General features: G+C 41.5%; 22 protein-coding genes. 16 read left to right on the top strand and 6 right to left on the bottom strand.

The features are described from left to right. The first annotated feature begins 237 nt into the window (after window positions 1-237). The 5 genes from AC50YO_RS01345 (at window position 238) to AC50YO_RS01365 (ending at window position 5814) form a co-directional block, all read left to right on the top strand. A complete protein-coding gene (locus AC50YO_RS01345; RefSeq protein WP_494842324.1) occupies window positions 238-795 on the top strand; it encodes a DUF4258 domain-containing protein in 558 nt (185 codons plus the stop codon). A gap of 22 nt (window positions 796-817) precedes the next feature. Beyond that, complete coding sequence (locus tag AC50YO_RS01350) at window positions 818-1216, top strand: hypothetical protein (RefSeq protein ID WP_494842326.1); 399 nt, start codon at window positions 818-820, stop codon at window positions 1214-1216. Window positions 1217-1482: 266 nt separating this feature from the next. Further along, window positions 1483-2232, top strand: a complete 750-nt coding sequence (locus AC50YO_RS01355) for a (S)-benzoin forming benzil reductase (RefSeq protein WP_494842328.1) — start codon at window positions 1483-1485, stop codon at window positions 2230-2232. 272 nt (window positions 2233-2504) lie between these two features. Continuing rightward, window positions 2505-4115 (top strand): discoidin domain-containing protein, encoded by a 1611-nt coding sequence (locus AC50YO_RS01360; protein ID WP_494842330.1) that lies wholly within the window; start codon window positions 2505-2507, stop codon window positions 4113-4115. A gap of 106 nt (window positions 4116-4221) precedes the next feature. Then, window positions 4222-5814 (top strand): basic secretory protein-like protein, encoded by a 1593-nt coding sequence (locus AC50YO_RS01365; RefSeq protein WP_494842332.1) that lies wholly within the window; start codon window positions 4222-4224, stop codon window positions 5812-5814. A 99-nt stretch (window positions 5815-5913) separates the two neighbouring features. Here AC50YO_RS01365 and AC50YO_RS01370 read toward each other — a convergent pair whose 3' ends face one another. Then, window positions 5914-6432: a TlpA family protein disulfide reductase gene (locus AC50YO_RS01370; RefSeq protein ID WP_494842333.1), complete on the bottom strand. Its 519-nt coding sequence runs from the start codon at window positions 6430-6432 to the stop codon at window positions 5914-5916. Between the two features lie 271 nt (window positions 6433-6703). Between AC50YO_RS01370 and AC50YO_RS01375 the strand changes: the two genes are divergently transcribed. Together AC50YO_RS01375 and AC50YO_RS01380 are read left to right on the top strand one after the other, a co-directional pair. Next, a complete protein-coding gene (locus tag AC50YO_RS01375) occupies window positions 6704-7495 on the top strand; it encodes a GNAT family N-acetyltransferase (protein ID WP_494842335.1) in 792 nt (263 codons plus the stop codon). Window positions 7496-7864: 369 nt separating this feature from the next. After that, window positions 7865-8932: an ankyrin repeat domain-containing protein gene (locus AC50YO_RS01380; protein WP_494842337.1), complete on the top strand. Its 1068-nt coding sequence runs from the start codon at window positions 7865-7867 to the stop codon at window positions 8930-8932. Between the two features lie 140 nt (window positions 8933-9072). On the opposite strand, the gene AC50YO_RS01385 is transcribed toward AC50YO_RS01380, so the two are convergent. After that, on the bottom strand, window positions 9073-9291 hold the full coding sequence (locus tag AC50YO_RS01385) for a YczO family protein (protein WP_494842339.1): 219 nt from the start codon (window positions 9289-9291) through the stop codon (window positions 9073-9075). 485 nt (window positions 9292-9776) lie between these two features. On the opposite strand from AC50YO_RS01385, the gene thrS reads away from it, so the two are divergent. From thrS to AC50YO_RS01405, 4 genes are all read left to right on the top strand, one after another. Beyond that, the gene (gene thrS / locus AC50YO_RS01390; RefSeq protein ID WP_494842341.1) at window positions 9777-11696 is read left to right on the top strand and encodes a threonine--tRNA ligase; all 1920 of its coding nucleotides are present in this window, start codon (window positions 9777-9779) and stop codon (window positions 11694-11696) included. Between the two features lie 151 nt (window positions 11697-11847). Next, window positions 11848-12324, top strand: a complete 477-nt coding sequence (locus tag AC50YO_RS01395; protein WP_494842343.1) for a hypothetical protein — start codon at window positions 11848-11850, stop codon at window positions 12322-12324. 484 nt (window positions 12325-12808) lie between these two features. Beyond that, on the top strand, window positions 12809-15217 hold the full coding sequence (helD, locus tag AC50YO_RS01400) for an RNA polymerase recycling motor HelD (protein ID WP_494842345.1): 2409 nt from the start codon (window positions 12809-12811) through the stop codon (window positions 15215-15217). A gap of 197 nt (window positions 15218-15414) precedes the next feature. Beyond that, window positions 15415-16176, top strand: coding sequence for an SDR family NAD(P)-dependent oxidoreductase (locus AC50YO_RS01405; RefSeq protein ID WP_494842347.1), 762 nt, complete (start codon window positions 15415-15417; stop codon window positions 16174-16176). Window positions 16177-16248: 72 nt separating this feature from the next. On the opposite strand, the gene AC50YO_RS01410 is transcribed toward AC50YO_RS01405, so the two are convergent. Continuing rightward, window positions 16249-16788, bottom strand: a complete 540-nt coding sequence (locus AC50YO_RS01410; RefSeq protein WP_494842349.1) for an NADPH-dependent FMN reductase — start codon at window positions 16786-16788, stop codon at window positions 16249-16251. A 338-nt stretch (window positions 16789-17126) separates the two neighbouring features. On the opposite strand from AC50YO_RS01410, the gene AC50YO_RS01415 reads away from it, so the two are divergent. Genes AC50YO_RS01415 through AC50YO_RS01430 form a run of 4 tightly spaced genes read left to right on the top strand, consistent with a single transcriptional unit; the run spans window position 17127 to window position 20221 of the window. Next, the gene (locus tag AC50YO_RS01415; RefSeq protein WP_494842351.1) at window positions 17127-17570 is read left to right on the top strand and encodes a MarR family winged helix-turn-helix transcriptional regulator; all 444 of its coding nucleotides are present in this window, start codon (window positions 17127-17129) and stop codon (window positions 17568-17570) included. Between the two features lie 50 nt (window positions 17571-17620). Further along, window positions 17621-18562 (top strand): ring-cleaving dioxygenase, encoded by a 942-nt coding sequence (locus AC50YO_RS01420; protein ID WP_494842353.1) that lies wholly within the window; start codon window positions 17621-17623, stop codon window positions 18560-18562. Window positions 18563-18583: 21 nt separating this feature from the next. Next, the gene (locus tag AC50YO_RS01425) at window positions 18584-19639 is read left to right on the top strand and encodes an LLM class flavin-dependent oxidoreductase (protein ID WP_494842355.1); all 1056 of its coding nucleotides are present in this window, start codon (window positions 18584-18586) and stop codon (window positions 19637-19639) included. Window positions 19640-19654: 15 nt separating this feature from the next. Next, window positions 19655-20221, top strand: a complete 567-nt coding sequence (locus AC50YO_RS01430) for an NADPH-dependent FMN reductase (protein WP_494842357.1) — start codon at window positions 19655-19657, stop codon at window positions 20219-20221. 72 nt (window positions 20222-20293) lie between these two features. Here the strand turns inward: AC50YO_RS01430 and AC50YO_RS01435 are convergent, their stop codons facing one another. The 3 genes from AC50YO_RS01435 to AC50YO_RS01445 form a co-directional block, all read right to left on the bottom strand. Continuing rightward, complete coding sequence (locus AC50YO_RS01435) at window positions 20294-20626, bottom strand: hypothetical protein (RefSeq protein WP_494842359.1); 333 nt, start codon at window positions 20624-20626, stop codon at window positions 20294-20296. A 117-nt stretch (window positions 20627-20743) separates the two neighbouring features. After that, window positions 20744-21760 (bottom strand): hypothetical protein, encoded by a 1017-nt coding sequence (locus AC50YO_RS01440; protein ID WP_494842361.1) that lies wholly within the window; start codon window positions 21758-21760, stop codon window positions 20744-20746. Next, complete coding sequence (locus tag AC50YO_RS01445) at window positions 21757-23592, bottom strand: AAA family ATPase (RefSeq protein ID WP_494842363.1); 1836 nt, start codon at window positions 23590-23592, stop codon at window positions 21757-21759. The genes AC50YO_RS01440 and AC50YO_RS01445 overlap by 4 nt, the downstream gene beginning before the upstream one ends. A 245-nt stretch (window positions 23593-23837) precedes the next feature. On the opposite strand from AC50YO_RS01445, the gene AC50YO_RS01450 reads away from it, so the two are divergent. Continuing rightward, window positions 23838-24479: an SGNH/GDSL hydrolase family protein gene (locus tag AC50YO_RS01450; protein WP_494842365.1), complete on the top strand. Its 642-nt coding sequence runs from the start codon at window positions 23838-23840 to the stop codon at window positions 24477-24479. Window positions 24480-24502: the final 23 nt, after the last annotated feature.

Genomic DNA, 24502 nt, shown 5'->3' on the forward strand with positions numbered 1-24502 from the left:
TTTCAATAGCTGCTGCGTTTAAGCTTAAGGTGAAAGCTTGATAGATGTATTTAAAAAGATTCCAGTTCAACCAAACAAAAATCAATTTCAAATATAAAAATAGAAAATATTTCTTTACTTTAAAAATTAATAGTATTATACTTTGAAAAGTATTTAAAACCATACTTTCACACTATAATAATAAAATTGGAATATTCGTGTCGAAAGAAATGGAAATCACATTAGAGGAGTGTTTAAGTGAGAAAGTTGTTAGCTTTATTTTTGTCCGTTACAATGATGCTAGGCATAGCTTTGCCAGTTTCGGCTTCATCATCTAGAGTTGTAGATTTACATGATATTGAAATTCAAGCTGCATACCGAGCAATGGAAAACGAAATACAGTCTGATTCAGAGGTTCAGCCTAGAAATCCAATAGTAAAATTAATACAAGTATTATTCAAAGAGCTTGTGAAAAAAGGAACGAAACAAACAGTCAAAGCAACCTCCAAAGAAATAACAACAGTATTAACTAAACATGCTATTGAAAGAGCGATAGAATGGGGTATTACTGAATTAGTAATGGATAATTTGTTAGCAGGGAAACCGAGTGGTATGTTTGTTGTACAACACTATGATGACGTTATTGAAAACTCTAGAATTATAGCAGACCCTAGTAATGGGAATGTGATAGTATTATCTAAGTATTCGAATGATATCATTACAGTTTATAGAGATACGGATGATTCAATAACAAAAAGGGTTCAAAGTGGCAGATGGAAGAAAGCAAGTTGGGTATTTGACTTTTTGTTGAATTAATCAGGAAAAGGGGTAGCTTTTGATGGTAACACTAAGGGATATTGATCCTGCCTCAGGTATTTATGCTACCTTTGAATTTATTCATCATATACCTGGTGAATATGAAGGAAGTAAACTGAAAATTATCTTTTACGATAAGAATCAAATTGTTAAAATTATTAATTTAGGCTGGGCTAATATTACATCGAATGCTTTTATTAATTTGATGAAGCAGTTTCCCGGTGAAAAGTATGATAGACATTTTACGCATTTTGATGAAAGTTTTGAGTTACAATGGTTGCATGAGTATAAGACAGACCTATATATGCTCGTATTTGAAGATCGAGGATTGTTCTTACCCCCTATTAAAACGAGCAAGAGAAATTTGCATACCTTTGGATGCGAATTTGAATGTGCAATGATAGCAGCCCCAGATCTCTAGGTTAAGCTAAACTTACTAGAATTACGCTTAAAAGATAGATAAAGTAACCCAAGAACGCTTTGCTCATTTAATGGGAACATTAAAATAGCCGTACAGGAAAGTTATTCCTGTACGGCTATTTTTCTATTCAGGTCTGGTCTATAGTTGCTTGCTTTGGGGCAGTTAATTTTTTTTATTTTTATATAAAAATTTTAAAAATGCTATAATAAGGATTAAATGCTATTTGATAATAAAGTAAGAACTGAATGATAGAGGAGGTATTCAAAATGAAATATTTTATTATAACGGGAACGTCAAGGGGTCTTGGGGAAGCTATCGCCAAGCAGTTGGATGCACCTGATCATTATTTGTTTTGTCTATCACGTGAATGTAATGATGCCTTGCTAAATAGTAATAGGAAGCATTTGGCGTTCGATCTGAATGATGTGGGTGGAATAGAGAAATTAATGGAGGATATATTCCGCTCAATAGATGGGACTAAAGTCGATGGCATCTATCTAGTGAATAATGCTGCTGTTATTGCCCCAGTAACGTTCATTGACTCGGGCCAAGTGAAAGAGATCACTACCAATATTACGGTGAATTTATTGGCTCCGATTATTCTAACCTCTCTCTTCATTCGACTTACAAGGGAATGGGATATGGATAAGAGAATCATTAATATCTCCTCTGGCTCAGCCAAAAATTTACTTCCGGGAATGAGCGTATATTCAGCATCTAAAGCTGGATTGGACGTATTCACGCAATGCGTGGGACTGGAACAGAGTATGAATGCGTCACCAGTCAAAGTAGCTTCGATATGGCCTGGAGTGATAGATACGAGTCTGCAGAAAGAAGCTAGGAGTCAAGATAAGCATGCATTCCCGGCTGCGGAGATATTCGAAGAGATCAAGAACAAAGGCATGCTGACCACAGCTGAGGATACAGCCCGACAGATTGTTGAGTATTTACTGAATGAGCAGTTTGAACATGGGGCAATCATTGATTTGTATGATTATTCCAAGGTTCAAGAATGAATAGTTAATATTTATGTTAATGAACCTATTTTATTGAATATATAGAATACTATTATCCTCTTAATGGAAAAGGTCACCTTATTGGTGGCTTTTTTGTGTCAAAATATGATGATTATATGATTCTAGAGAATCATTTACAAGAATATCACTTTGAATACTCGACATTATGTGATATCATTTTACAAATCAGGAAGGAGGTGCGTGCAAGAGGCAGAATTTATAAAAAATAAGCATTAATATTACAATTAAAGGAAAGAGGCGGATGAAGAAATATGAAAAAACTAGGAGTTCTAATTTTAGCAGGTACGATTGGTTTGGGTTTGGGAGGAAATGGATATATTCCTGTTGCATTGGCAGCCACGTCTGTTACAACGACTCTACCGGTAAATTTGGCGTTAGGCGGGACAGCAACAGCTAGTTCAGAGATTGGAGTATACGAAGGGGCGAGTAAAGCGTTCGATCAGTTTGTATTCTCCAAATGGTTAACACTAAGCTCCAGTCAAGCTTGGCTTCAATATGAGTTCACTACTGCTAAAGTCGTTACCTCATATACGATTACATCTGCAAACGATGAGCCGGATAGAGACCCAAAAAGCTGGGTGCTGAAAGGCTCAAACGACGGGATTGTTTGGTATGATCTGGACACCAGACAAGGCCAGGAGTTTAGCGCTCGCCATCAAGCGAAAACTTATTCATTCACGAATACGACTGCTTATAAATTTATAAAGTTTGATTCCATTACTAACCGAATTCAGAACGGCGGCATGCTGCAAATAGCCGAAATTAAACTGTTCGGCAACAATGTACAAACCTACCGCACAATCACGCCTACGGTTACGGCTAGCGGCGAGAATGCGCCAACTGATGTTAAAGCTAACTTGGTAGACGGAACGAGCATGACCAAATGGTTAACTTACAGCAATTCAGCATGGCTGCAGTTCGATTTCGGCGAACAAGTGACAATCGATGGCTATGCGCTGACGTCAGCTAAATCGACTAATAATTCAACTGATGGAGATCCGAAAAGCTGGGTATTGCAAGGCTCCAATGATGCGACCAACTGGACGACTCTAGATACGAAAAGCGATCAGAACTTTAAGCTTCGCCATCAACGCAAGCACTATCTTTTGAACAGCAATACGACCTCTTATCAATATTATAGACTCAATAATATGACTAATCATAGCGGTTATACCATGCAATTAGGTGAAGTGGAATTCTCCCGTACCAATGATTTGTGGCATAGCGAGACTCCGGTTATTGAGATTGTGAACAATAATGCAGCGGCCTACGCTTTATTCCAGCAGGCCTTGCCTAATGCTGAACAAGAGATCCTCGCAATCATTCGTAAAGTGAATGAACTGCTGTATAATAGTCCTGCGGATATGCCAGTTAATGTGAAGAAATTCTTGGTCAATATTGAGTATTCGCCTGGTTCCGCTGCTTCGATGGGTGGAGACAGTACGCAGAAGACTTTAACTTTTAATTCTGAACACATCATGAATATCGCGTCTGATCCAAACAACTCGTTACGTGATGAGCTTATTGGCATGTTGTATCATGAATTGGGCCATGCCTATCAATATAGTAATTTCGATGTAGAAGGAATAGCGGACAGTCTTCGCTTTATGGCGGGTTATCATAATCGCTATAACGTAAGTCAAGGCGGCGTATGGCAAAGTAATGGTACAGCGAATTTCATTCGTTGGATTGAGGATACGAAGCATCGTGGATTCATTCGCCAGCTGAACGCTTCGAGCAACATACCGTATGGTCTGAACGATACTCAGATTCTAGCGTGGAAAGAACAGCAAATTCAAACGATTACAGGTATAAGTGTTAGCACGCTCTGGTCACAGTATCAAGCATCGCTTACGAACTAACAGCTTAGGAATGCAGCAGAAGAGAGTCCTATATGTGATACACGGGACTCTCTTCTTTCTGTCTAAAGTGAGTTTAATCATTTAGAGAAAAGGAAGATGATAAACTATGAAGAAAATAGGAACCTTGTTACTAGCGGCAACGATAGGATTAGGTGCAAGTCATTACGGTTACATTCCTTCTGCTTATGCTGCTGAGTCGACAACAACTACGATACTGACAAATTTGGCTGTCGGCGGTACGATAACTGCGGGTGAGGATCATGTTCTAGGTCCCAAACAATACGCATTTGATCAATTTTTTAACACCACTTGGAGAGCGTACGAGCCGGCTAACAGTTGGCTTCAGTATGAGTTCGCTGCAGCAGCTATCGTATCCTCGTACTCTATTACATCCACGGATAGCAATCCTAATTATGATCCGACTAGCTGGGTATTAAAGGGCTCTAATGATGGTATCGTCTGGGACATTCTAGATTCGAGGCAAAATGAGAGCTTTGCTGCACGCTATCAAACGAAAACCTATTCTTTTACAAATACTACGGCTTATAAATTTGTGAAGCTGGATAATATCACGGGCGTAATAGGAGGAATGAAGCAATTAGCTGAACTTAAGCTTTTTGGGAACAGCTCACAAACATTGAGCACCATTAAGCCTACTGTTACTGCTATTGGTGACAATGCGCCAACTGATGTTAAATCTAACTTGGTGGATGGAACGAGCACAACTAAATGGTCAGCTTATGAAAATACTGCTTGGCTGCAGTTCGACTTCGGCCAGCAGGTAACGATAGACGGCTACGCTCTTACCTCGGCGAATAACAGTCCCGGAAGTGATCCGAAAAGCTGGGTCCTGCAAGGATCCAACGACAATAATACTTGGACGACTCTGGATACGAAAAGCGATGAGACCTTCAAGCTGCGCCATCAACGCAAACATTATCTTTTGAGTAGCAATACGACAGCTTATCAATATTACAGACTTAATAATATCAAAAACCAAAGTAATAGCTATCATATGCAGCTCAGTGAAGTAGAATTCTCCCGCACCAATGATTTGTGGCATGCTGTTGATCCTATCATTGAAGTTCAGAATCTTGATGCAGCCGGTTACAGTTTATTCGCACAAGCTCTCCCTAATGCAGAAGCAGAAATTCTGGCCATCGTGCGCAAAGTAAATGAGATGCTCTACAATAATCCTACAGAGGCACCTCGCCCTAAAAAAATACTAGTAACAGTTGAAGACGTTCCGAACGCACCCGGTGCTGCTTGGACTTCAGGGGGAGAAAACTCGAAGGTAGCGTTCAGCTCCCAGTATCTGCAAAACTTCGTAGCTACTCCTAGTCAATCGCTGCGGGACGAAATTATCGGCATGCTGTATCATGAATTGGGCCATGTGTATCAATTTGGCGATTTCCATGTAGAGGGAATAGCGGATAGCTTGCGTTATGCAGCCGGCTATCATGATCGTTATGGGATCACCAAGGGTGGAACATGGGATACTTACGGAACAGCGAATTTTATCCGATGGATTGAGGATAATAAAAAAAGAGGATTTATTCGTGAGTTAAATGCCAAGTCGATTCCTTATAATGTTGGGGGATCTGGAATTCAAGTTTGGAAAGAAAATCAATTCCAAGCGATTACAGGCATAGACTTGAATACGCTGTGGACGGAGTATCAAGCGACACTTCCTAATTAATGAATGATTAAACCAGAGATCCCAAAGCGGGGGCTCTGGTTTTTCGTTTTGTGCAGAGATGGCGCAAAGCCTTTGATTTTCAAGCTGTGGTCTTCTGCGCTAGTAGAAAAAGTTTTGTAATAAATATTGAAATGAATTTTCAATAGTAGCCCTATCGGTTGATCCGATGATCTGATCTATGACCTCGCCTTTTGAATTAATGAAGAATAGGGCCGGGAATCCGGTCTCGCCATAAAATTTGTGCATATCTCCTGTATCATCAAGAAGGATGGGATAATTGATTTTATATTTATCGACATAGCTCTGAACCTCAGAAAGATCATCTCGATAGAGTAAATTAATACCATAGATATTTATGTCATTACGATATTTCTGATGCAAGTAGGTGATCTTGGGGGCATCTTCATTGCAATAAGGGCACCAGGATGTGAAGAATACGAGGACCGTTGGCTTCTCTGTATAGTTAATTTGGACCTCTTCATCAAGGATGAGATCTTTCAGTTTGATATCTTCAATAAGAATAGTCTCTTTTGTAGAATTGTTAATCACGACATACAAAAAACTGCCTACTACAAGGCATAAAATAAATAATGAAATAATCGAAGAGGTTTTTTTCATAAAAAGAGGGCCGCCTTTCATAATTTAGCATATTAATTGATTATACAGGAGCGATTGATCCTTGGCATAACTATATTTTCGGTGAATTTAAATCATTAAATTGTTATATAAGCATTTGATTATATACTTTAATTTTTCAAAACAATCAGCTCAAACCGAAATCGACCCAACAGATTTACTATTATAACCACAAAATGATAATATAAGGAATAATTAAGAGAGATGATGGTTCTACAATCGGTGAATTCGATGAAAAGGCGGAAATAGGGATATGATTAGATTCAAAAAGTTGCAAAACCTATCTAGTATAAAGACTCTAAGAGATAAATATTTCAAGGATCTTTCCATTACTATGGATGGAATGTGGATCAGTATAATCAATAGTTCTGATTTTTATAAAATCTATTATAAAACTGCTGTAGTAGGATACTTTAGCAAAAATTCTGATGGAGTATTATTGCAATTTTATATGGATGATGAATATTTGTCCTTATCTCATAACATCTTCAAAAAAATTCTATACGATTATTCAATCCAGACAGCAAACACATTCACATTTGATCTATTATTCTTTTCATTATGTTTGGATTTCCACAATAAGATATCTGTTCATACTTACTTATTTCAGGATGCTAATTTTTCCGAGGTGGAAGACGACAATGAGCTTATTCAAGCTAAAGAAAAAGACTTTCAGTTTATAAGTGATTTTTATCTGAAAAATACAAATATGGATGATTTATTCTTAACTTATTATTTGAGTGATTTAATCACGCAAGGAGGATGCTATTTGCTTTGTAGTGAAAATCATGAGTTGTTGGGCATAGGTGAATTAAGGAGAAATCCTCACAGAGAATCATATGTGGATCTTGGAGTTATTGTTTCTGGTGAAAACAGAGATAAGGGAATTGGAACTGGTATACTTACAAAATTAAATAATATTAGTAAGATAAATGGATTAATATCCATTTGCTCTTGTGAAAATGATAATATTTCGTCTAAGAGAATGATTGAAAAAACAGGATTTATTATGAGTAAACATCGATTATGCTTGGTGCAGTTTTAAGATTGGAGGGACAAGTTGTGGCAAGAGTTATTGAATTATCAAAAAGTTCATTAACTTGCATCTATCTGGCTTTCTTTAGGTAAAATAAGAGAAGAAATATATTCTAATTGCTTCGTGAAGGGACACATCTGGAATTGCTATATGTATGGGTACAAAATTTTAGAAATATAAAGCAGATTGGCTTTTCTTTTTCCAACAAATTTAAGGTTTCATTTGAACAAGCGTCTAAAAAGAACAGCGGAAACTGACGATCGAGAAAAATACAGATGATGAAATTTTTTGAAGGCAAAATCGATAATGTTACGGCGATACCCGTGATATCTATATGCAGTTGAATCTACCTACTACATAACTCAGAGGGAGTAAAATATGAATCATGTAAAAAAGCTTATAAAAGAAGGCAACTTAGAAGCTGTACGGATTTTGCTTGAGGAAGGCTTGGACCCTAATATACCAATCGAATACGGAATACCTCTGGAGTATTCATTTGAATGTAGACAATATGAGATTATGAAGCTGCTTATTGCGCATGGGGCAAACATTAATAACAAACAGGTGCCTGCAATGGTTGATGCAGCTCAATATGGTAAAAGGCCTCTATTCGAATGGCTTCTGGAAAACGGTGCCGATATAAATGCAATTAATCATGTTGGACATTCCGCATTAAGCCGAGCAATTGCTTTTCAAAATTGGAAAGGAGCAATTGCTCTTATGGAATTAGGAATAGACCTTCAAATGCACGGTGGAGAGTCTCTTAGAGGTGCCGCTTGGGAAGGGAGTTTGGACATGGTCAAGCTTCTCGTTGAACGTGGAGTAAATATTAATTACAATGAGAGGGATAACGTTCATTGCTACGGAGGAACACCGTTAGCCATCGCGGCAGGAAGCAATCATCGCGAGATTGTTGAATACCTTGTTCAGCAAGGTGCGGATATAACGCTTACGGATTCGCTTGGAGAACGGGCCTATCATCTGGCGAAGAGACGAGGATATCATGAGATTGCATACTATTTACAGCAACGAGAGCCGATAGAATATCATGATTATAATAGCAAACGACAAGAGCTTATTGTGGCTGGTCTGCCAATTCAGGTTATTGAAACGCTTGGAACAAGCAATCGAAGGATGGAATTTCAAGGAGACTGTTGCGAGTTTCTCATTTTTAAAACAATATTTGAAATTACACACTTCACCTATTTCGGTTTTAGTGTATATGATTTGTTGATTGATTTGGATAAATACGATTCGAGTGGTGTCCTTACATGGTGTCCCGACAAACAATGTTTTGTCAGCATAGATACTGATCATGAATCTGTGATACTTCTTGAAGATATGACCTGGAAAGCATTTTTGGATAACCCGGGGTATTTTCTTGATCGCGTTTTGGAAGGTTGTTATGAACCAGAAGAATTAGATTTCGAAGAAGAAAATGATTAATTTTCCCAAGTTTAGAAATCCAGATATTTATAAATTTTAGGTTTTGAATGGAAAAATTAATCGGTAATGCTTCGGCAAAAAGGGACCTCACAGCCTATTTCTAGGCGGGATGAGGTCCCTTTTAAAAACAAAATTTTAAGCTATTTGTACTTTTTCTCACTTGAAGAGCTGCTCTTTGTTTCTTCTTTGTTTTGCTCATCCTTCACTTGAATGTTCAAGTCCTCTACAGGAATAGAATCCACTGTTTGCTGGCTCTTAAACTTGTCAAATAAGCTTTCTTTTTCAGTCGGGTATTGCTCGGGATGATCGCGTTTGCCGCTCTTCGTTACTTGCTCTGCATCCTTCTCGAATTCATTCATAACACGTCACCTCTTTTTGATATTTTCCATGTTTTACCCTTATAGCTAGGCGATCAAACATTGGGGGATGCAGCAGGCTAGGCGAGTATAGATGAGCAGCCCGCTTTTTTATAGCCCTCTTGACAGGCAAATAGGGAGTCTATATAATCAACTCCAAGATACACCTATTAAGCGATTATCAAAGACATGATTTCAATATTCATTCTGCACAGAGAGAGGGGCAACCGCTGCAAGCTCCTTCTGTAATGATGCTGAAGTTACCCCTTTGTAGCTGTGATGTGGAATCCGTTGGGCTTAACTATACGGTAGTAATCGTCACCGACTCATCCCCGTTAGAGGATACCAAATAAGGACCCTGATCGTATTATGGGGGTCAAATTTAGGGTGGAACCACGAGTATACAAGCACTCGTCCCTTTGCGGGATGCGTGCTTTTTTTGTGCGCATTTCGCTTGACTTGATTTCTAAAATCAGGAAGGTGAAGGTATGGTTATTTTGATCACATTGCCAGACGGAGCAGTTAGGGAGTATGAGGCAGGTATTACAATCGAAGAGGTGGCAGCTTCAATATCGTCAGGCCTGAGAAAGAATGCGATTGCCGGCAAGGTCAATGGGAAGTGGACAGATATTTATACGCCCATCCATGAAAATTCGGCAGTTGAGATTGTAACGCTGGATAGTGCCGAAGGCCTTGAGGTTTATCGCCACAGTACTGCTCATCTGATGGGTCAGGCACTGAAGCGATTGTATGGAAACACTGCTGTTAAGCTAGGAATTGGACCTGTCATCGAAGACGGCTTTTACTATGATGTCGAGATGGAGCATTCACTAACTCCTGAGGATTTACCCAAGATCGAAAAAGAGATGGAGAGAATTAGCGGCCAGAATCTGGCGATCCGCCGGAGGGAAGTCAGCCGTGAAGAAGCTCTAACGTTTTTCACGGAGCTAGGAGATGATCTGAAGCTTGAACTGATTCAGGATCTCCCGGAGGCTGCAATCATCAGCCTGTATGAGCAAGGTGAATTTGTCGATCTTTGCCGCGGGCCTCACTTGCCAAGTACAGGGATAATTAAGACATTTAAGCTGCTTACGATTGCCGGGGCTTACTGGCGCGGGGACTCCAATAATAAGGTGCTCCAACGTATTTACGGCACTTCATTTCCAAAACGGGCTCAATTGGAGGAGCATTTGTTCCTTCTTGAGGAAGCTAAGAAGCGCGATCATCGCAAGCTTGGCAAGGAGCTTGAGCTGTTTATGTTCTCGGAAGAGGCGCCAGGCATGCCATTCTATTTGAGTAAGGGCATGATCCTGCGCAACCAACTGGAGAATTTCTCACGGGAAGTCCAGATCAAGCACAATTATGAGGAAGTTCGAACACCTTTAATGATGAATCAACGTATGTGGGAGCAGTCGGGGCATTGGGATCATTATAAAGATAACATGTACTTTACTCAGGTCGATGATATCAAGTATGCTCTTAAACCGATGAACTGCCCTGGACATATGATCATATATAAAAATCAACTGCATTCCTATCGAGAACTGCCTATACGCATGTCGGAGTTCGGTCAAGTCCATCGCCATGAGTTCTCGGGAGCTCTTAATGGCATGATGCGTGTGCGGACATTTTGCCAGGATGATGCTCATATCTTTGTTCGTCCGGATCAGATTGAAGAAGAAATTGGTCAGGTTATTTCAATAATAGACCAGATTTATAGTGTCTTTGGATTTGAATATACAATTGAGCTCTCAACAAGGCCAGAAGATTATATGGGATCTGAATTGTTATGGGGTAGGGCGGAAGCTGCCTTGCAGAATGTGCTTGACAACCGTGGCATCCACTATCGAGTTAACGAAGGGGATGGAGCATTTTATGGACCCAAAATCGACTTTCATATACGGGATGCACTCAAACGCAGCTGGCAATGCGCTACCATTCAACTTGATTTCCAGATGCCAGAGAAGTTCGAATTATCCTATATTGGAGAAGACAATCAGAAGCATCGTCCGGTAGTTATCCATCGTGCTGTATATGGTTCGGTTGATCGGTTTATGGGCATGTTGACGGAGCATTTCAGCGGACAATTCCCGGTCTGGCTATCGCCTGTTCAGGTCAAAGTTCTCCCGGTATCGGATAATTATATTGGGTATGCTTGTGAAGTCAAAAGCAAATTGCTTGAGTATGGCATTCGAGTTGAAGTGGATAGCCGCAGTGAGAAGCTGGGGTACAAAATGAGAGAAGCACAGTTGTCCAAGGTGCCTTATATGCTCGTACTAGGTGAGAACGAACAAACGAATCATACTGTTTCTGTACGTAAACGAGGAGAAGGGGATCTCGGTACGACAGAGCTTCAATCCTTCGCTGATAAGATCCTTCAGGAGATTCAATTGAAAGTATTGCATTGATGATAGGAAACGTCTCTAATCTTAGAGACGTTTTTTTTGTATGAGAATAATTGCTTCGCAATAAAGGCTAATAAAGGGATCAAAGGCACAGGAGAGTACCCTTGATTGTGAATAGATTAATAGCGATCATAGAGAAAAGCGAGGAGAAAAAATGCCTTTAAAAAAAGGTTTGAAAAAAAAGTCGAAAAGAAATTTGGATACTAAAAAAATAACAAAATGGTTAGGTCAGCCTGTGGTTGTGGAGCTTCAAGACGGAAGCTATTATGTAGGTGTGGTAAATAGTGTTGAAAATAATGAATTAGTACTTTCTGGCATGCGATCAGAGAAGAAGCTATTAACCTCTGGATTGGCCAATAGAGATAAAGCGCAGGTGTCGGGAATATTAGATTTAATATTAGGTGGAGTAACAGCATTAGGAGGAGCTGGGTCTGGTGCTGCTGGCACAGGATCAGGAACGGGAACAACAGGCAATGCCGCCGCAAATACAGTGAACGCAACAAACACAGGAAACGGAGGAAATAGCGGTAACGGAATGATGGGGATGATTGGACAAATGATTCCTCACATTCGAATGGGAATGAATATGATTAAGAGCATAATGCCCATCATGGGATTATTCAAATTTTAGTAATGGAGAAAAAAAGCTAAACCCTACGGTTTTCTTATAGGTTTAGCTTTTTTGTTGAAAGAAAAACTTGCTTTTTATATGTAAGTACATAAGAATTGAGCTAATTGTTTGAATCGGAGGCGATATGTTGAGAAGTTAGCGATGGGCAATATTACGATAGTCTTGAGCTAGCGTCATTATTTAAAGATTATGCAGATTGACGAGGATAGGTTTCTAATTCTTCTTAATAAAAAAAAAGATGACCTCTGGTAAATTCAAGGGTCATCTTTTAAGTATTTAAATCTATGAAGGATTTATTTTATTGTTTCAACAAAAAAAATGATTGAACACAAAATAACGCCGTGATATAATCGTTAGCGTCATTGACAAATCAAAATAATAAATGTATTCATTTTTATCCCTACTCTAATTCTACATCCAGAACTTTGATTTGTCAATGCTCTTTTTTATCCCAAAAACCGGAAAAGGAGTGTGTTCAATAAATATGAAAGCGAAGGATTGGCATCAAGAACAAAAGCGTCTGGATTCGATCAGGAACAAACTGCAGGAGAGAATTGCTGAACTGGAGCCGGAGGTTGCCGGACTGCGCGATCAAGCTACGGACATTCGCAAGCGGTTCTGGGAAGAAGTTACAATCAACACAAGTACACAAGAGGATTTTGAGGAGACCTTCTATACGATTAATCAGCAGTCCGCGGTATTGGCCGAACGGGAGCGCCGTCACAAGCTCTTGACCCAAGCATGGAAAAGCATGAACCGTTTGCTCCCATCTCCTTATTTCGGGCGTATCGACTTTCGTGAGGATGGGCTTGGATTCAGTGAGCAAGTCTACATCGGTGTATCTTCTTTTGTAGAGAAAGACGGCATGAGCTTTTTGATCTATGACTGGCGTACGCCAATCGCGAGCCTCTACTACGACTACTCCCCAGGAGCGGCGTCTTATGTCACACCGGGTGGACGAATCGAAGGGACGATGGAGCTCAAACGGCAGTTTCAGATTCAAAATGGGCAACTCGACAGCGTATTTGACGCGAGCGTAACGATTGGAGACGACTTGCTGCAGCAAGTGCTCGGCAAAGGTGCCAACTTACAAATGAAGAGTATCGTGGCAACGATCCAGAAGGAACAAAATACGATTATTCGTAATGATAAAAGCCGGATGCTTATCGTACAGGGAGCGGCTGGCAGCGGTAAGACTTCTGCTGCGTTGCAGCGTGTGGCCTATTTGCTGTACAAACACCGCCAGACGATAAATGCCGATCAAATTATTCTTTTCTCACCTAATCCGATGTTTACCAGCTATGTTTCGACCGTCCTTCCAGAGCTCGGTGAAGAGAATATGCAGCAGACGACTTTTCAAGAATATCTCGACTATTGGCTCGGATCCTCGTTACGGCCGGAGGATGCCTTCGATCAGATTGAATATGTACTGACCGCACAAGGAATGGCAGGATATAAGGCTCGTCTTCAAGGGATGGAGTATAAAGCTTCCGAAGCCTTCCTGCAAGCCTTGCAAAACTATGGAATATGGTTAGGCAAGGGAGGCATGCGATTTCAGGGTATTCAATTCCGGGAACGTGAAGTGATTACTGCGGAGCGAATGGACGCTGAATTTTACAGGTATGACCAGTCCATGCCGCTGCACAATCGTATAATTCTCTTGCAAGAATGGCTGATGAATGAACTGAACACCTTGGAACGTATGGAAAGGAAAGCGTCTTGGGTGCATGAGGATTTGAATTATCTCGACAACGAGCAGTACGCCGAAGTATTCGAAATGCTTCATAAAGATAGGGAAGTATTCGACATTGCGGAGCAATATGCCACAGTTCGGGAGAAAATAAGCAATCAACGACGAGAAGATGAGGGTGACTTTGACTTCGGTCTGAGGGAGGAAAATCTGCTCCGACGAAAGATCGTACAAGAAAGCTTTAAACCGCTAAGAAAAAGTGTGAAGAAATTTTCGTTTGTTGATGTCAAAGGCCTCTATGACCAATTGTTTGTCGACGAAGAGGCTTATCGAGATAAAACGAATGAGGCTGCCATCCCTTCGCTTTGGCCTGAAATATGCAGGCAGACCAAGCAAATGCTTCTCCGGAACGAGCTGTTCCACGAGGATGCAACGCCGTATTTGTATCTAAAAGAATTGATTGAAGGCGTCCGAACGAATACAGAAATCCGGTATGTCTTCGTTGATGAGGGCCAGGATTATTCATCGTTTCAGTATGAATATCTGAAAAAACTGTTTCCCCGCGCCAGAATGACGGTGCTTGGCGATTTCGGGCAAGCCATTTTCATGCAATCTACAAGCCTTACCGAATCCAATTCGCCGTTAGTTCGCCTTTTCGGGGAGGACGAAACAAGCCTTGTCCGTCTTTTGCGAAGCTATCGTTCAACGAAGGAGATTGTCGAATTTACGAAAGCGATGCTCCCAGACGGGGAAGCGATTGTACCGTTCGACAGGGAAGGCCCCAAACCCCTTCTGAGTAAATTGGACAGCGGCGAGAAGCGCAATGCGCAAATTGTCGCAGATATCGCGATGCTCAGGGCGGAGAGCTTTGATTCCATCGCCGTTATTACAAAGACCGGAGCGGAAAGCCAGGAGGCCTATGAATCTTTACGGATTCAAGGAGGCGAAGGTTTGCAGCTCATTACGAAGGAGACGATTGGCTTTGAAAAGGGAGTGATGGTTATTCCTGTGTATCTCGCCAAAGGTGTCGAGTTCGATGCAGTCTTGGTGTATGATGCTTCACTCGAAGCTTACGGCCGTGACAACGAACGCAAGCTTCTGTATACGGCTTGTACGAGGGCAATGCATCGCCTTCATCTTTATACGACGGGCGATTGGTCAACGTTCGTACAGGCATTGCCGTCAAATTTATATGACTGTTGATTCTATTTGTTTGGACAGCAACGCCTTAACAAGACAATGGTAGTGTTAGTTGATGGATCGGCGCTTGCCGCAGCAGATAAATATGCTACACTAAATAATGGGAAATTTAGATGCTGCTCTCTTGAAATAGAGAGGGTTGAAAGTGATGCTATTATAAATAATCGCAGCTTTATATTAGGAGAATGGAGGAATGATGAATGCAGCCGAATTTCAGTATTCAAGGAAAGATCACTATTGTTACAGGTGCAAGTAAAGGAATTGGGTACGGACTAGCCAAGGCTTTAGCGGATGCAGGTGCCATAGTGATGGTAACGGCACGTCGTAAAGCTTCACTTGAGGGATTGGTGCAGGAAATTGCAGAGGCTGGCGGAGAGGCCAAGGCCTACGAGCTTGACGTTCGAGATGTAGCTCAGATTCGGAATGTATTCCAGCAGATTCATCAGGATTATGGACGAATTGATATTCTGGTTAACAACGCTGGAGTAGGAGAGGGCATGCTGGCAGAGGAAGTTACGGAGCAGTATTGGGATGAAATGATCGACGTGAATTTGAAGGGTGTATTTTTTTGCTGTCAGGCAGCTGGCCTCATTATGCTTGAGCAAGGCTATGGCAAGATTGTGAATGTGAGCTCTCAGGTAAGTGTGGTCGGCATACCAGAGGGCGTGGCTTATTGTGCTTCCAAGGGAGGCGTCAATCAGTTGACGAAGGTATTGGCGTTGGAGTGGTCTAGCCGCGGTGTCTGCATTAACGCAGTTGGCCCGACATTTATTTATACCCCGGGTACGGCTGAGAGACTGGATACACCTGAATTCCGAGATCAGGTATTATCGCGTATTCCAGCAGGCCGTATCGGAACTATTGAAGATGTGGCAGGAGCAGTCATTTATCTGGCTTCGCCGGCATCAGATCTCGTTACAGGTACATTGCTATTAGTTGACGGCGGATGGACCGCGCAATAAGGCGAGCAATCACAAGTGGAGGAAAATAAAAACCCTCATCTCTTAATGACAAGAGATGAGGGTTTTTACTATTTAGCGTAAGACTTTCAATGCACCGCTCCACGCGATGACCTGATCAAGCATGCCATTCACATTGGTAAGATGCAGATCAGCTGGCTTAAATTCAGTAAAGTTCTCAAAATCAGTGAATAGTGACAATGCTGGATGCACACGAACATCGGCAACAGACAGCTCGCCCAAAATGCCGCGAAGATGCTCAGCTGCACGAGCGCCGCCTACAGAGCCATAGCTGACAATACCAGCTGCTTTATCATTCCACGCTTCACGGGCATAGTCCAAAGCATTTTTCAATGAAGCGGAGATACTGTGATTATATTCTTGAACGATGAATACGAAGCCGTCCAAGCTGGCAAGCTTAGTATTCCAAGCCGTCGCTTGTTCCGTAGCATCCTCTTCACCCAAGAGCGGAAGCTTGAAGTCTGCAATATCTACGATCTCATAGTTGGCGTCTCCACGTTGATCAGCTACACTTTTAACCCATTCACCTACTTGTGGACTTAGGCGTCCTTGACGAGTACTCCCTAAAATAATACCGATATTTAATTTGGACATTGTTTGTTCCTCCTCAATAATGGTTGTTTGTAACCAATCCCATGGACCTGTAGTATTATCATACCTCGGCGCAAGGCGGGTTATTCTAAACTTCATCTTCTAAAAGCAGAATAAAACAAGTTACCTTAATTTAAAGTATCTCAAATATGAGATATCTATAGTTTATGTAATTTTATTCTCTTTGTCAAGTAACTAACAAATAATTAGTTATAATCGTTCGATACAAAAATACTATTAATGAAGAAAAACGTTGGGTTAGTTTACTGGGGATTTTCGCTTGCAATTTTATAAGTTGCGTAGTAAAGTGATAACAAGGTTAACGAGGGGAGGAAACGGAAATGCGTAATAATACGATAGGCTCTTTAATCTGGTTACGTCTAATGCGTTTCACGAACCAAAGTAACCAGCTGTCCAATGATTTTTTGAAACGATTTGATCTAACGACGGCTCAATTCGATGTGCTTATGCAAATTCGTACGTATCAGCCGCTTACCCAGATGGAGCTAGCTGAGAAAGTAACGGTTACCCAAGGGGGAATTTCTCGAATGCTTGCACGGCTTGAGAAAGAAGGCTATATTGTGCGCAAGCAAGACTGGAAATCGAAAACGATCAGCCTAACAGAAAAAGCTGAATCCATTCTAATGATCGCGATGCCGGAGCAGCTTGCTTTTCAAACCTCTTTTTTTGACGATGTATTAAATGAGGAAGAACAAAAAACACTATATACATTAATGACGAAGGTTCATAAATCTAGCCAAAAAAAAGAATTACCGCCTGAGTAATTTTTTTTACTATATCAATTGATTAGTCAAGTAATGAAGGAGGAAGCAAAATGCCAACTATTCCGGGACATCATCACATCTCCATGCTAACGAAAAACGCGCAAAGGAATAATTATTTTTACCAAACCGTATTAGGACTTCGTCGAGTGAAAAAAACCGTCAATCAAGATAATCCTGCTATGTATCACTTATTCTACGGGGATTTGACGGGCAGTGCAGGAACGGAGCTATCCTTTTTTGAAATGCCAACAGCAGGAGGAACGGTTCGAGGCACGAATGCCATCACACAAATCGGCTTGCTTGTTCCGTCATTCGAGAGCCTCTTATATTGGAAAGAACGCTTTGCTTCACTAGAGGTGCAGCATGGTGATATTACGCAATATGCGGGTAAGGATGCCCTGCATTTTGAAGATCACGAGGGTTTGCGAATGATTCTTCTCAATAATAACGGCGAGGAAATTCCGAATTATTGGGCTGGGTGGGAGCAATCTTCAGTAGAGCAGGAGCATCGCATTCTAGGAATGGGCACGGTTGAAATAACCGTACGCCGTTTGGATCGGCTAGCTGCTACTCTGCGCGACATGCTCGGTTATACAGAAGTAACTATTTCAGATACAGAGGCTATTTATCAGGCTGTGCAAGGACAGTCCTTCGGAGAGATTGTTATTAAGCAGCAAGAGGGACCAAGTGAGAAGCCTGGAAGAGGAAGTATTCATCATTTGGCTATACGTGTTAGAGATGAAGAGAAGCTTCGCCACTGGGATAAGGTTGTGAAGGAACGTGGCTTCCAATCGACAGGGGTTATCAATCGTTACTACTTCCATAGTTTATATTTCCGTGAGTCCAACGGCATTTTAATTGAAATGGCAACAGATGGCCCAGGGTTCACGGTAGATTCTTCAGTTGCTGATCTTGGAAAAGCATTGGATTTGCCGCCATTCTTAGAAGAACGCCGTGCAGAAATAGAAGCTAAATTATTGCCAATTGATTGAAACATAAAGGAGAGATGAACGATGGAACATTATCGTATAGATACTACTAAAGGGATTGAATTCGGCTTGTATTCTATTGGAGATCATCTGCCTAATCCTCATACAGGGGTAATGATCAGTGCAGAGCAGCGTATTCGAGAGCTAATTGAGACAAGTAAGCTGGCTGATGAAGCAGGTCTTGATGTATTTGCCGTTGGTGAAAGCCATCAAACACATTTTACAACGCAAGCACACACGGTCATATTAGGAGCAATCGCACAGGCAACCAGCCATATTAAAATAGCCAGTTCAGCGACGGTGCTAAGCACTTCTGATCCGGTCCGTGTATATGAAGATTTTGCGACACTGGATCTCATCTCAGGAGGCCGTGCCGAAATAGTCGCCGGACGTGGTTCCCGAGTCGGGGCATATAGTCTGCTTGGCTATGATGTAAGGGATTATGAAGAATTATTTGAGGAAAAGCTGGAGCTATTAATCAAGCTGAATCAGGAGCAAAGTGTAACCTGGGAAGGTCAGTTCCGGGCGCCGCTGCACAATGCTTCTATTCTTCCGCAGCCAAAGAATGGTCATCTGCCAATCTGGCGTGCAGTAGGCGGACCGCCTGCTAGTGCGATAAAGGCCGGGCATGCAGGTGTGCCTATGATGCTGACTACTCTTGGCGGACCAGCAAGCAGCTTCAAAATATCGGTAGATATGTATCGTGAGGCGGCGGAGGCCAGCGGTTTTGAAGCAGCGGCTTTACCGATTGCAACCACAAGCTTATTTTACACCGCAGATACTACACAGGATGCGCTACGTGAGTATTATCCGCATGCGAACTCTGGTATGCAAGCATTGCGTGGGGGAGGGTATCCGAAGCAGCAATTCGCGCAATCAACGGATTACCGGGATGCATTAATGATTGGCAGCCCCGAGCAAATTATTGAAAAAATGCTATATCAGTACGAATTATATGGTCAACAGCGCTTTATGGCCCAAATTGATTTCGGCGGTGTCCCATTCGACAAGCTTGCCAAAAATATCGAGCTGATCGCAACGAAAATTATGCCGGCGATTAAGAAGCATACCGCCAAATAAGAAGGAGTGATCAAGATGAGAATAGTTGGAATCGCAGGCTCAAATGTGGGCTCAAAGACGCGAACCGCGATGGACGCTATTGCGAAGCTGGTTAACGAAAAATATCCACAAGCAGAGTTTACCTTATTAGATCTTGCTGAATACGACATGGTATTCAGTGATGGACGGATATATACAGATTATGAAGGGGATACGAAGTATGTAACGGAAACGATCATGGCGGCTGATGCCCTTATTATTGGAACGCCAACGTTCCAAGCTTCTATTCCAGCTACATTGAAAAATATTTTTGACCTATTGCCAGTCAATGCTTTCCGGGATAAGGTTGTTAGCGTCGTTGTGACTGCGGGGACAGCCAAGCATTATTTAATGGTAGAACAGCAATTAAAACCGATATTGTCGTATATGAAGGCACATATTGTCCCGACCTACGTATTTATTGAAGAGAAGGATTTCCTCAGAAAAGAAATTATAAATGATGCTATTCATTTCCGTATGGAGCGATTAGTAGAAGATACTGTCGTTCTTGTAGAGGCTTATGCGAGCATTCGTCAGGCGAAAGATGCGGAGTATGATTTTTAATGACAAGAGACTGCCAACAATGTTGGCAGTCTCTTGCTAATTCATGCTAAGGGTTGCATGCCAAGAGTACTATTATTGAAAAGCAGCTGTAACATCTAGCGATTGAGTGAAAGGGGAACATACAACGCTGACGGTATAATCGCCATTGGGCAAATTCGCCAAAGATACGTTATTGCCATAATCTTGGTTGTAGAGCGTTTGCCCGTTACCGGAAATAGTAAGGTTCCACCAAGCAGAGCTGCCTGTCGCTTGAACGGTGACCACCAATGTACCCTCGCCAGTAACCGTTCTGCTAAGTCCGCAAGAAGGGCGTTGGGCTGAGCTTGCTGCTGAGGCTGCCATCATCGGCACCATAGCAAATACAATACAACAGAGTAATAGAATCGAGAGCGCTTTTTGTTTCATAACTTACCACTTTCCTTTCAATTTGGTATTTTTATACTGGGATTATCTTATATGAAGAAAAAACAATTGTAAATAATACACAAATATTGTTTTGTGAAAATAGAGCGCTAGAATCATTTAATACATCATCTTGAGATCAATAAGTAAATCTTGTGTAAATTTGGAGAGCGTACGTTTCGATAAATCATCGTCACTAACAGGTGCTCCCGCAGCGAGCCTGATGACTTCAGACTCATTCTGGAACAAATCAGGGAAAGCTTGCATTAAGTGTTGAACTTGATCTTTGTTATAGATTCTGGACTTTAGAATAAGGTCTGCCGCATAATCTTTGTGCGTGTTATACATCTCTAGAAGCTTGAATACCTCGCTGTTGCCTCGTGCTTTTTCCCAAAAAGGGTGATCGGTGTCGATCAAAGGATTGTCTGCGAACTCGATGGTAAAGCCTTCAACGTTACCTTCAAATATGCCTACATAATCAATATCTTCTCCTTTTTCAAACTTTACTGCAAACCTTCGGTAGCCTTCGAACCCTGTCTCATAAGGATGTAGGTGAGTGTCTAATGAGAATGCTTTAGTGCCCTTGAGATTGGAATTACAGACATAACAGGACGGAATTAAATTAAAGAAAGACACGGCGAAATACGGATAAGTAGCCTTATCGAAAAAATGGTCCAGCTGAGGACGGGTTCGTCCCGAGTCTGAATGATAGGTAGTCGTAAATTGACGGTTGCAGTATGGGCAAACAGCCACCTGCAGCTTCTCTGCTAAAAAGTAGGCCCCCCAATGGGATGAATTATACTGTTTGGTGAATTTGTTATAATTAAATATTTGCTGTAATGCTGTTCTTAAGTAGCATATTTTCGTCTTGGGATTTATTGTAACGTCAAATACGCGCCGACTCTCTTTGTATGTTGATTCGATCCTGTCTTTTAATTCAGCCAAAAGGGAAGGGCGGCCTGAAATGATCGTTTCGCAATTGGCAAGGAGGACATGCAAGAACTCTTGCTGATCCACATTCCAGAACGTCTCCTCGCTGCACTTCCGCAGTAAGTCTCTATAGCCTTCTTTCACAAAATAATCCTCATAGAGCGAACGAGCCCATTCGTCAAGTCGCGGGTGATGAATCCGTATCATGAACGGCCTCCTTTAAGCATCGCAAGCTGGTCTTCCAGCCATGACACTCGTTCCTCCAGTGACAGCAAATTAAAGACGAGTTTTTCCTGAAATAATTGCGTCAGTTTGTTTCGGATTAATGGCTCGCCTATGATCGAGATGACGGACTCTATTTCTTGTTTGCGTCTAATGATTTCTTCACGGTCCTTGTTCATAAGCAAATCGATGATTTCATTGATTTTTTGCCTAGCGAAGGTCCCCATTAATCCGTCCTGCATGAAAAAGGAGTGAGCCAGCAAAGTGTTAATGTTCGCTGCGAAGGTCTGGTGCTGGTCTTCCAATTCGCTAAGGCTCATCGTGCGATTATTTATTTTTTTCAGAAAAATAACATTAGTTTTTGGCAAATCCGATGCAATAAATGGCGAGTTGGATGTCATGATCACTTGAATGCTCTTATTCTCAAATAGCTCAGGCAAGTAATCGACCAGATTGCTTATTAGTTGCTTTTGCCATTGCGGATGGAAATAGGTCTCGCCTTCATCGATAAGCAGAAGGATGTGTTTATGCGCTGCTTTGGATGAGTTATTTATAAAAGCCCTCGTTCTATAAAGCCTCGAGAACAGATTAAGCAGAGCGACCTCACCTGAGCTAAGACTGCGCCACTTGAACTGCAAATAACGATCATGGCTTGTTGAGCGATGATATGCATCCAAAAATTGATCCAGCGTATTTCGGGAATCATCCAAAGGAAGCTCTATTAAAGTATCAAGGGATGATTCTGGTTCAAGAGTTGAAATCAATTCAATTAATCGGGTACTGTGCTGAAGAACTCGCAGAAAAGAATCATTCTTAATAACTTTTGTTTGTAACAGGCTTGCGAGATGCAGTAGCCCCTCTATTAATGATTGCAGATTATTAGCATCGGATTCAGGATACAGTGAATTTACTTCTAGCATTATTGCATCGAGAAGTCCGTTTCTTTTTCTCCGTATACCAAAGTGTGATTCGATAGTTAAATGCTCTAGAATACGCTTAATTAATAGATATTTCGATTCATGTAATTTCTTAGAATCGGAAAGAAGCTTAATATAGAAGTTCACATAGATAACAAAAAGACTTTTCTTCCTCACAGGAAGCGAGAGAGGGAGCTCAGAAGGCACTGGCATAACCGTAATTGAATCGGGCAGCTTGAACTGGATTCGATTTTTACGCTGGCCTGAACGACTTTTAATAAAACGTATTTGCTGCTCAGTCTCTTCCAGATAATAATCGTCCAGGTTACGACGTTCCGCATCATCCTCCGCTTGAAGAAAGTTGCCCATTAAGTGATTCGTAGAAACATTCATTGTCCAATGGGATGCGGGTATGCGCTTGGAATCACATACATTGGACAAATAAATCTTCGGAATATTGAACGATCCGGAAGCTTCAAGCGATCTTGGCTCAACTGTAATGTTATCAGAATGCTCAAGATCAAGAGCTAGAGAAGAGGAATAAAACAGCGTGATATAATCGGTTCCGTCCTCTTTTTTTTGCAATAGTGCGAAAATAGTTCTGATGTTCGATTGCTCGCTATTCTGATCAGAAGTGAGAATCGACATAATATATTCGAGCAAGCTGGATTTACCCGTTCCATTCTCACCAATAATGGCGGTTATATTCGAGATCTTAGAGGTGACAGTCTCTTCAACTTCAGGAGAGGTAAAGAAATCATTGATATGGAACGGCGAGCGCTTAACGGTTAACTTGCCTGAATCCGGTTCGTAGTGCAGGCGGAAAGGCCCTCCGAAGTTAAACTCTTGTGATTGGAAAATTTGTTTGTGGTGTTCGGTCCACAGATAGAGTAGCTGCATATGCTGATGCTCCTTCTTAAAGTCCTTCTTGATGGCTTGCATAAGTAGAGGAAAAGCTCAAAACTGCACCTATTTTACCATATTATGTAGTGAAATAGGACTAGTCTAGAAACTTCTCGGCGACAATTCTAATTATTTGTAAAATGACTATCACTTGGATCGACAAAAGCACTGAATTTGAGTATGGTAAAACAGAGGCAGAGGACTTATAAGAAGTCCATCATTTCTAATAAAGGGTGGTTAGGATGAAACGAACAATTGTCTGCTTCGGAGACTCCAATACATGGGGCTACGATGCGCAAAGGGGTCAACGATTTGACGAACAGACAAGATGGACAGGCTTGCTTGGCACGCTGCTTGATGATTCTTTTCGAGTAATAGAAGAAGGCCTGAGCGGGAGAACAAGTGTGTGCGAGGACCCGCTATTCGAAGGCTTGTCGGGTATTTCCTATATTTATCCTTGTCTCATGTCACATTCGCCGCTAGAGCTTGTTGTGATTATGCTCGGTACGAATGATACGAAAGAACGCTTCGGCTTAACCTCCTATAATATTGCACAAGGCATCGTTAGATTGGCTACAAAGGCAAAAGGAGTTGCAGCCGGTATCAACGGAAAGGCGCCGGAGGTTCTCGTTGTCGCTCCTGCTCATATAGGAGAAGAATATACAAATACCGATGTCGGCAAATCAATGGGGAACGGCTGCAGCGCCAAATCCGCAGAGCTCGCGGGACATCTTAAACAGCTTTTTGCTAACTCCGGGATTCACTTTGCTGACGCGCACGGGCATGTCCCAATGAATCAGATTGATTATATGCATCTTAATGAAGAAGGACATCGTCTGATGGCGGAATTTATGCATAAGCAAATTACAACTATTTTGAAATAAACCATGACTTACAGCAGCAACTT

It is taken from the genome of Paenibacillus sp. J22P59 (genome assembly GCF_059383895.1).

Excerpts from the sequence above, each read along its gene's own strand:
- AC50YO_RS01350 (WP_494842326.1), top strand. The coding sequence starts at position 818 with ATGGTAACACTAAGGGATATTGATCCTGCCTCAGGTATTTATGCTACC.
- AC50YO_RS01355 (WP_494842328.1), top strand. The coding sequence starts at position 1,483 with ATGAAATATTTTATTATAACGGGAACGTCAAGGGGTCTTGGGGAAGCT.
- AC50YO_RS01360 (WP_494842330.1), top strand. The coding sequence starts at position 2,505 with ATGAAAAAACTAGGAGTTCTAATTTTAGCAGGTACGATTGGTTTGGGT.
- AC50YO_RS01365 (WP_494842332.1), top strand. The coding sequence starts at position 4,222 with ATGAAGAAAATAGGAACCTTGTTACTAGCGGCAACGATAGGATTAGGT.
- AC50YO_RS01370 (WP_494842333.1), bottom strand. The coding sequence starts at position 6,432 with ATGAAAAAAACCTCTTCGATTATTTCATTATTTATTTTATGCCTTGTA.
- AC50YO_RS01375 (WP_494842335.1), top strand. The coding sequence starts at position 6,704 with ATGATTAGATTCAAAAAGTTGCAAAACCTATCTAGTATAAAGACTCTA.
- AC50YO_RS01380 (WP_494842337.1), top strand. The coding sequence starts at position 7,865 with ATGAATCATGTAAAAAAGCTTATAAAAGAAGGCAACTTAGAAGCTGTA.
- AC50YO_RS01385 (WP_494842339.1), bottom strand. The coding sequence starts at position 9,291 with ATGAATGAATTCGAGAAGGATGCAGAGCAAGTAACGAAGAGCGGCAAA.
- thrS (WP_494842341.1), top strand. The coding sequence starts at position 9,777 with ATGGTTATTTTGATCACATTGCCAGACGGAGCAGTTAGGGAGTATGAG.
- AC50YO_RS01395 (WP_494842343.1), top strand. The coding sequence starts at position 11,848 with ATGCCTTTAAAAAAAGGTTTGAAAAAAAAGTCGAAAAGAAATTTGGAT.
- helD (WP_494842345.1), top strand. The coding sequence starts at position 12,809 with ATGAAAGCGAAGGATTGGCATCAAGAACAAAAGCGTCTGGATTCGATC.
- AC50YO_RS01405 (WP_494842347.1), top strand. The coding sequence starts at position 15,415 with ATGCAGCCGAATTTCAGTATTCAAGGAAAGATCACTATTGTTACAGGT.
- AC50YO_RS01410 (WP_494842349.1), bottom strand. The coding sequence starts at position 16,788 with ATGTCCAAATTAAATATCGGTATTATTTTAGGGAGTACTCGTCAAGGA.
- AC50YO_RS01415 (WP_494842351.1), top strand. The coding sequence starts at position 17,127 with ATGCGTAATAATACGATAGGCTCTTTAATCTGGTTACGTCTAATGCGT.
- AC50YO_RS01420 (WP_494842353.1), top strand. The coding sequence starts at position 17,621 with ATGCCAACTATTCCGGGACATCATCACATCTCCATGCTAACGAAAAAC.
- AC50YO_RS01425 (WP_494842355.1), top strand. The coding sequence starts at position 18,584 with ATGGAACATTATCGTATAGATACTACTAAAGGGATTGAATTCGGCTTG.
- AC50YO_RS01430 (WP_494842357.1), top strand. The coding sequence starts at position 19,655 with ATGAGAATAGTTGGAATCGCAGGCTCAAATGTGGGCTCAAAGACGCGA.
- AC50YO_RS01435 (WP_494842359.1), bottom strand. The coding sequence starts at position 20,626 with ATGAAACAAAAAGCGCTCTCGATTCTATTACTCTGTTGTATTGTATTT.
- AC50YO_RS01440 (WP_494842361.1), bottom strand. The coding sequence starts at position 21,760 with ATGATACGGATTCATCACCCGCGACTTGACGAATGGGCTCGTTCGCTC.
- AC50YO_RS01445 (WP_494842363.1), bottom strand. The coding sequence starts at position 23,592 with ATGCAGCTACTCTATCTGTGGACCGAACACCACAAACAAATTTTCCAA.
- AC50YO_RS01450 (WP_494842365.1), top strand. The coding sequence starts at position 23,838 with ATGAAACGAACAATTGTCTGCTTCGGAGACTCCAATACATGGGGCTAC.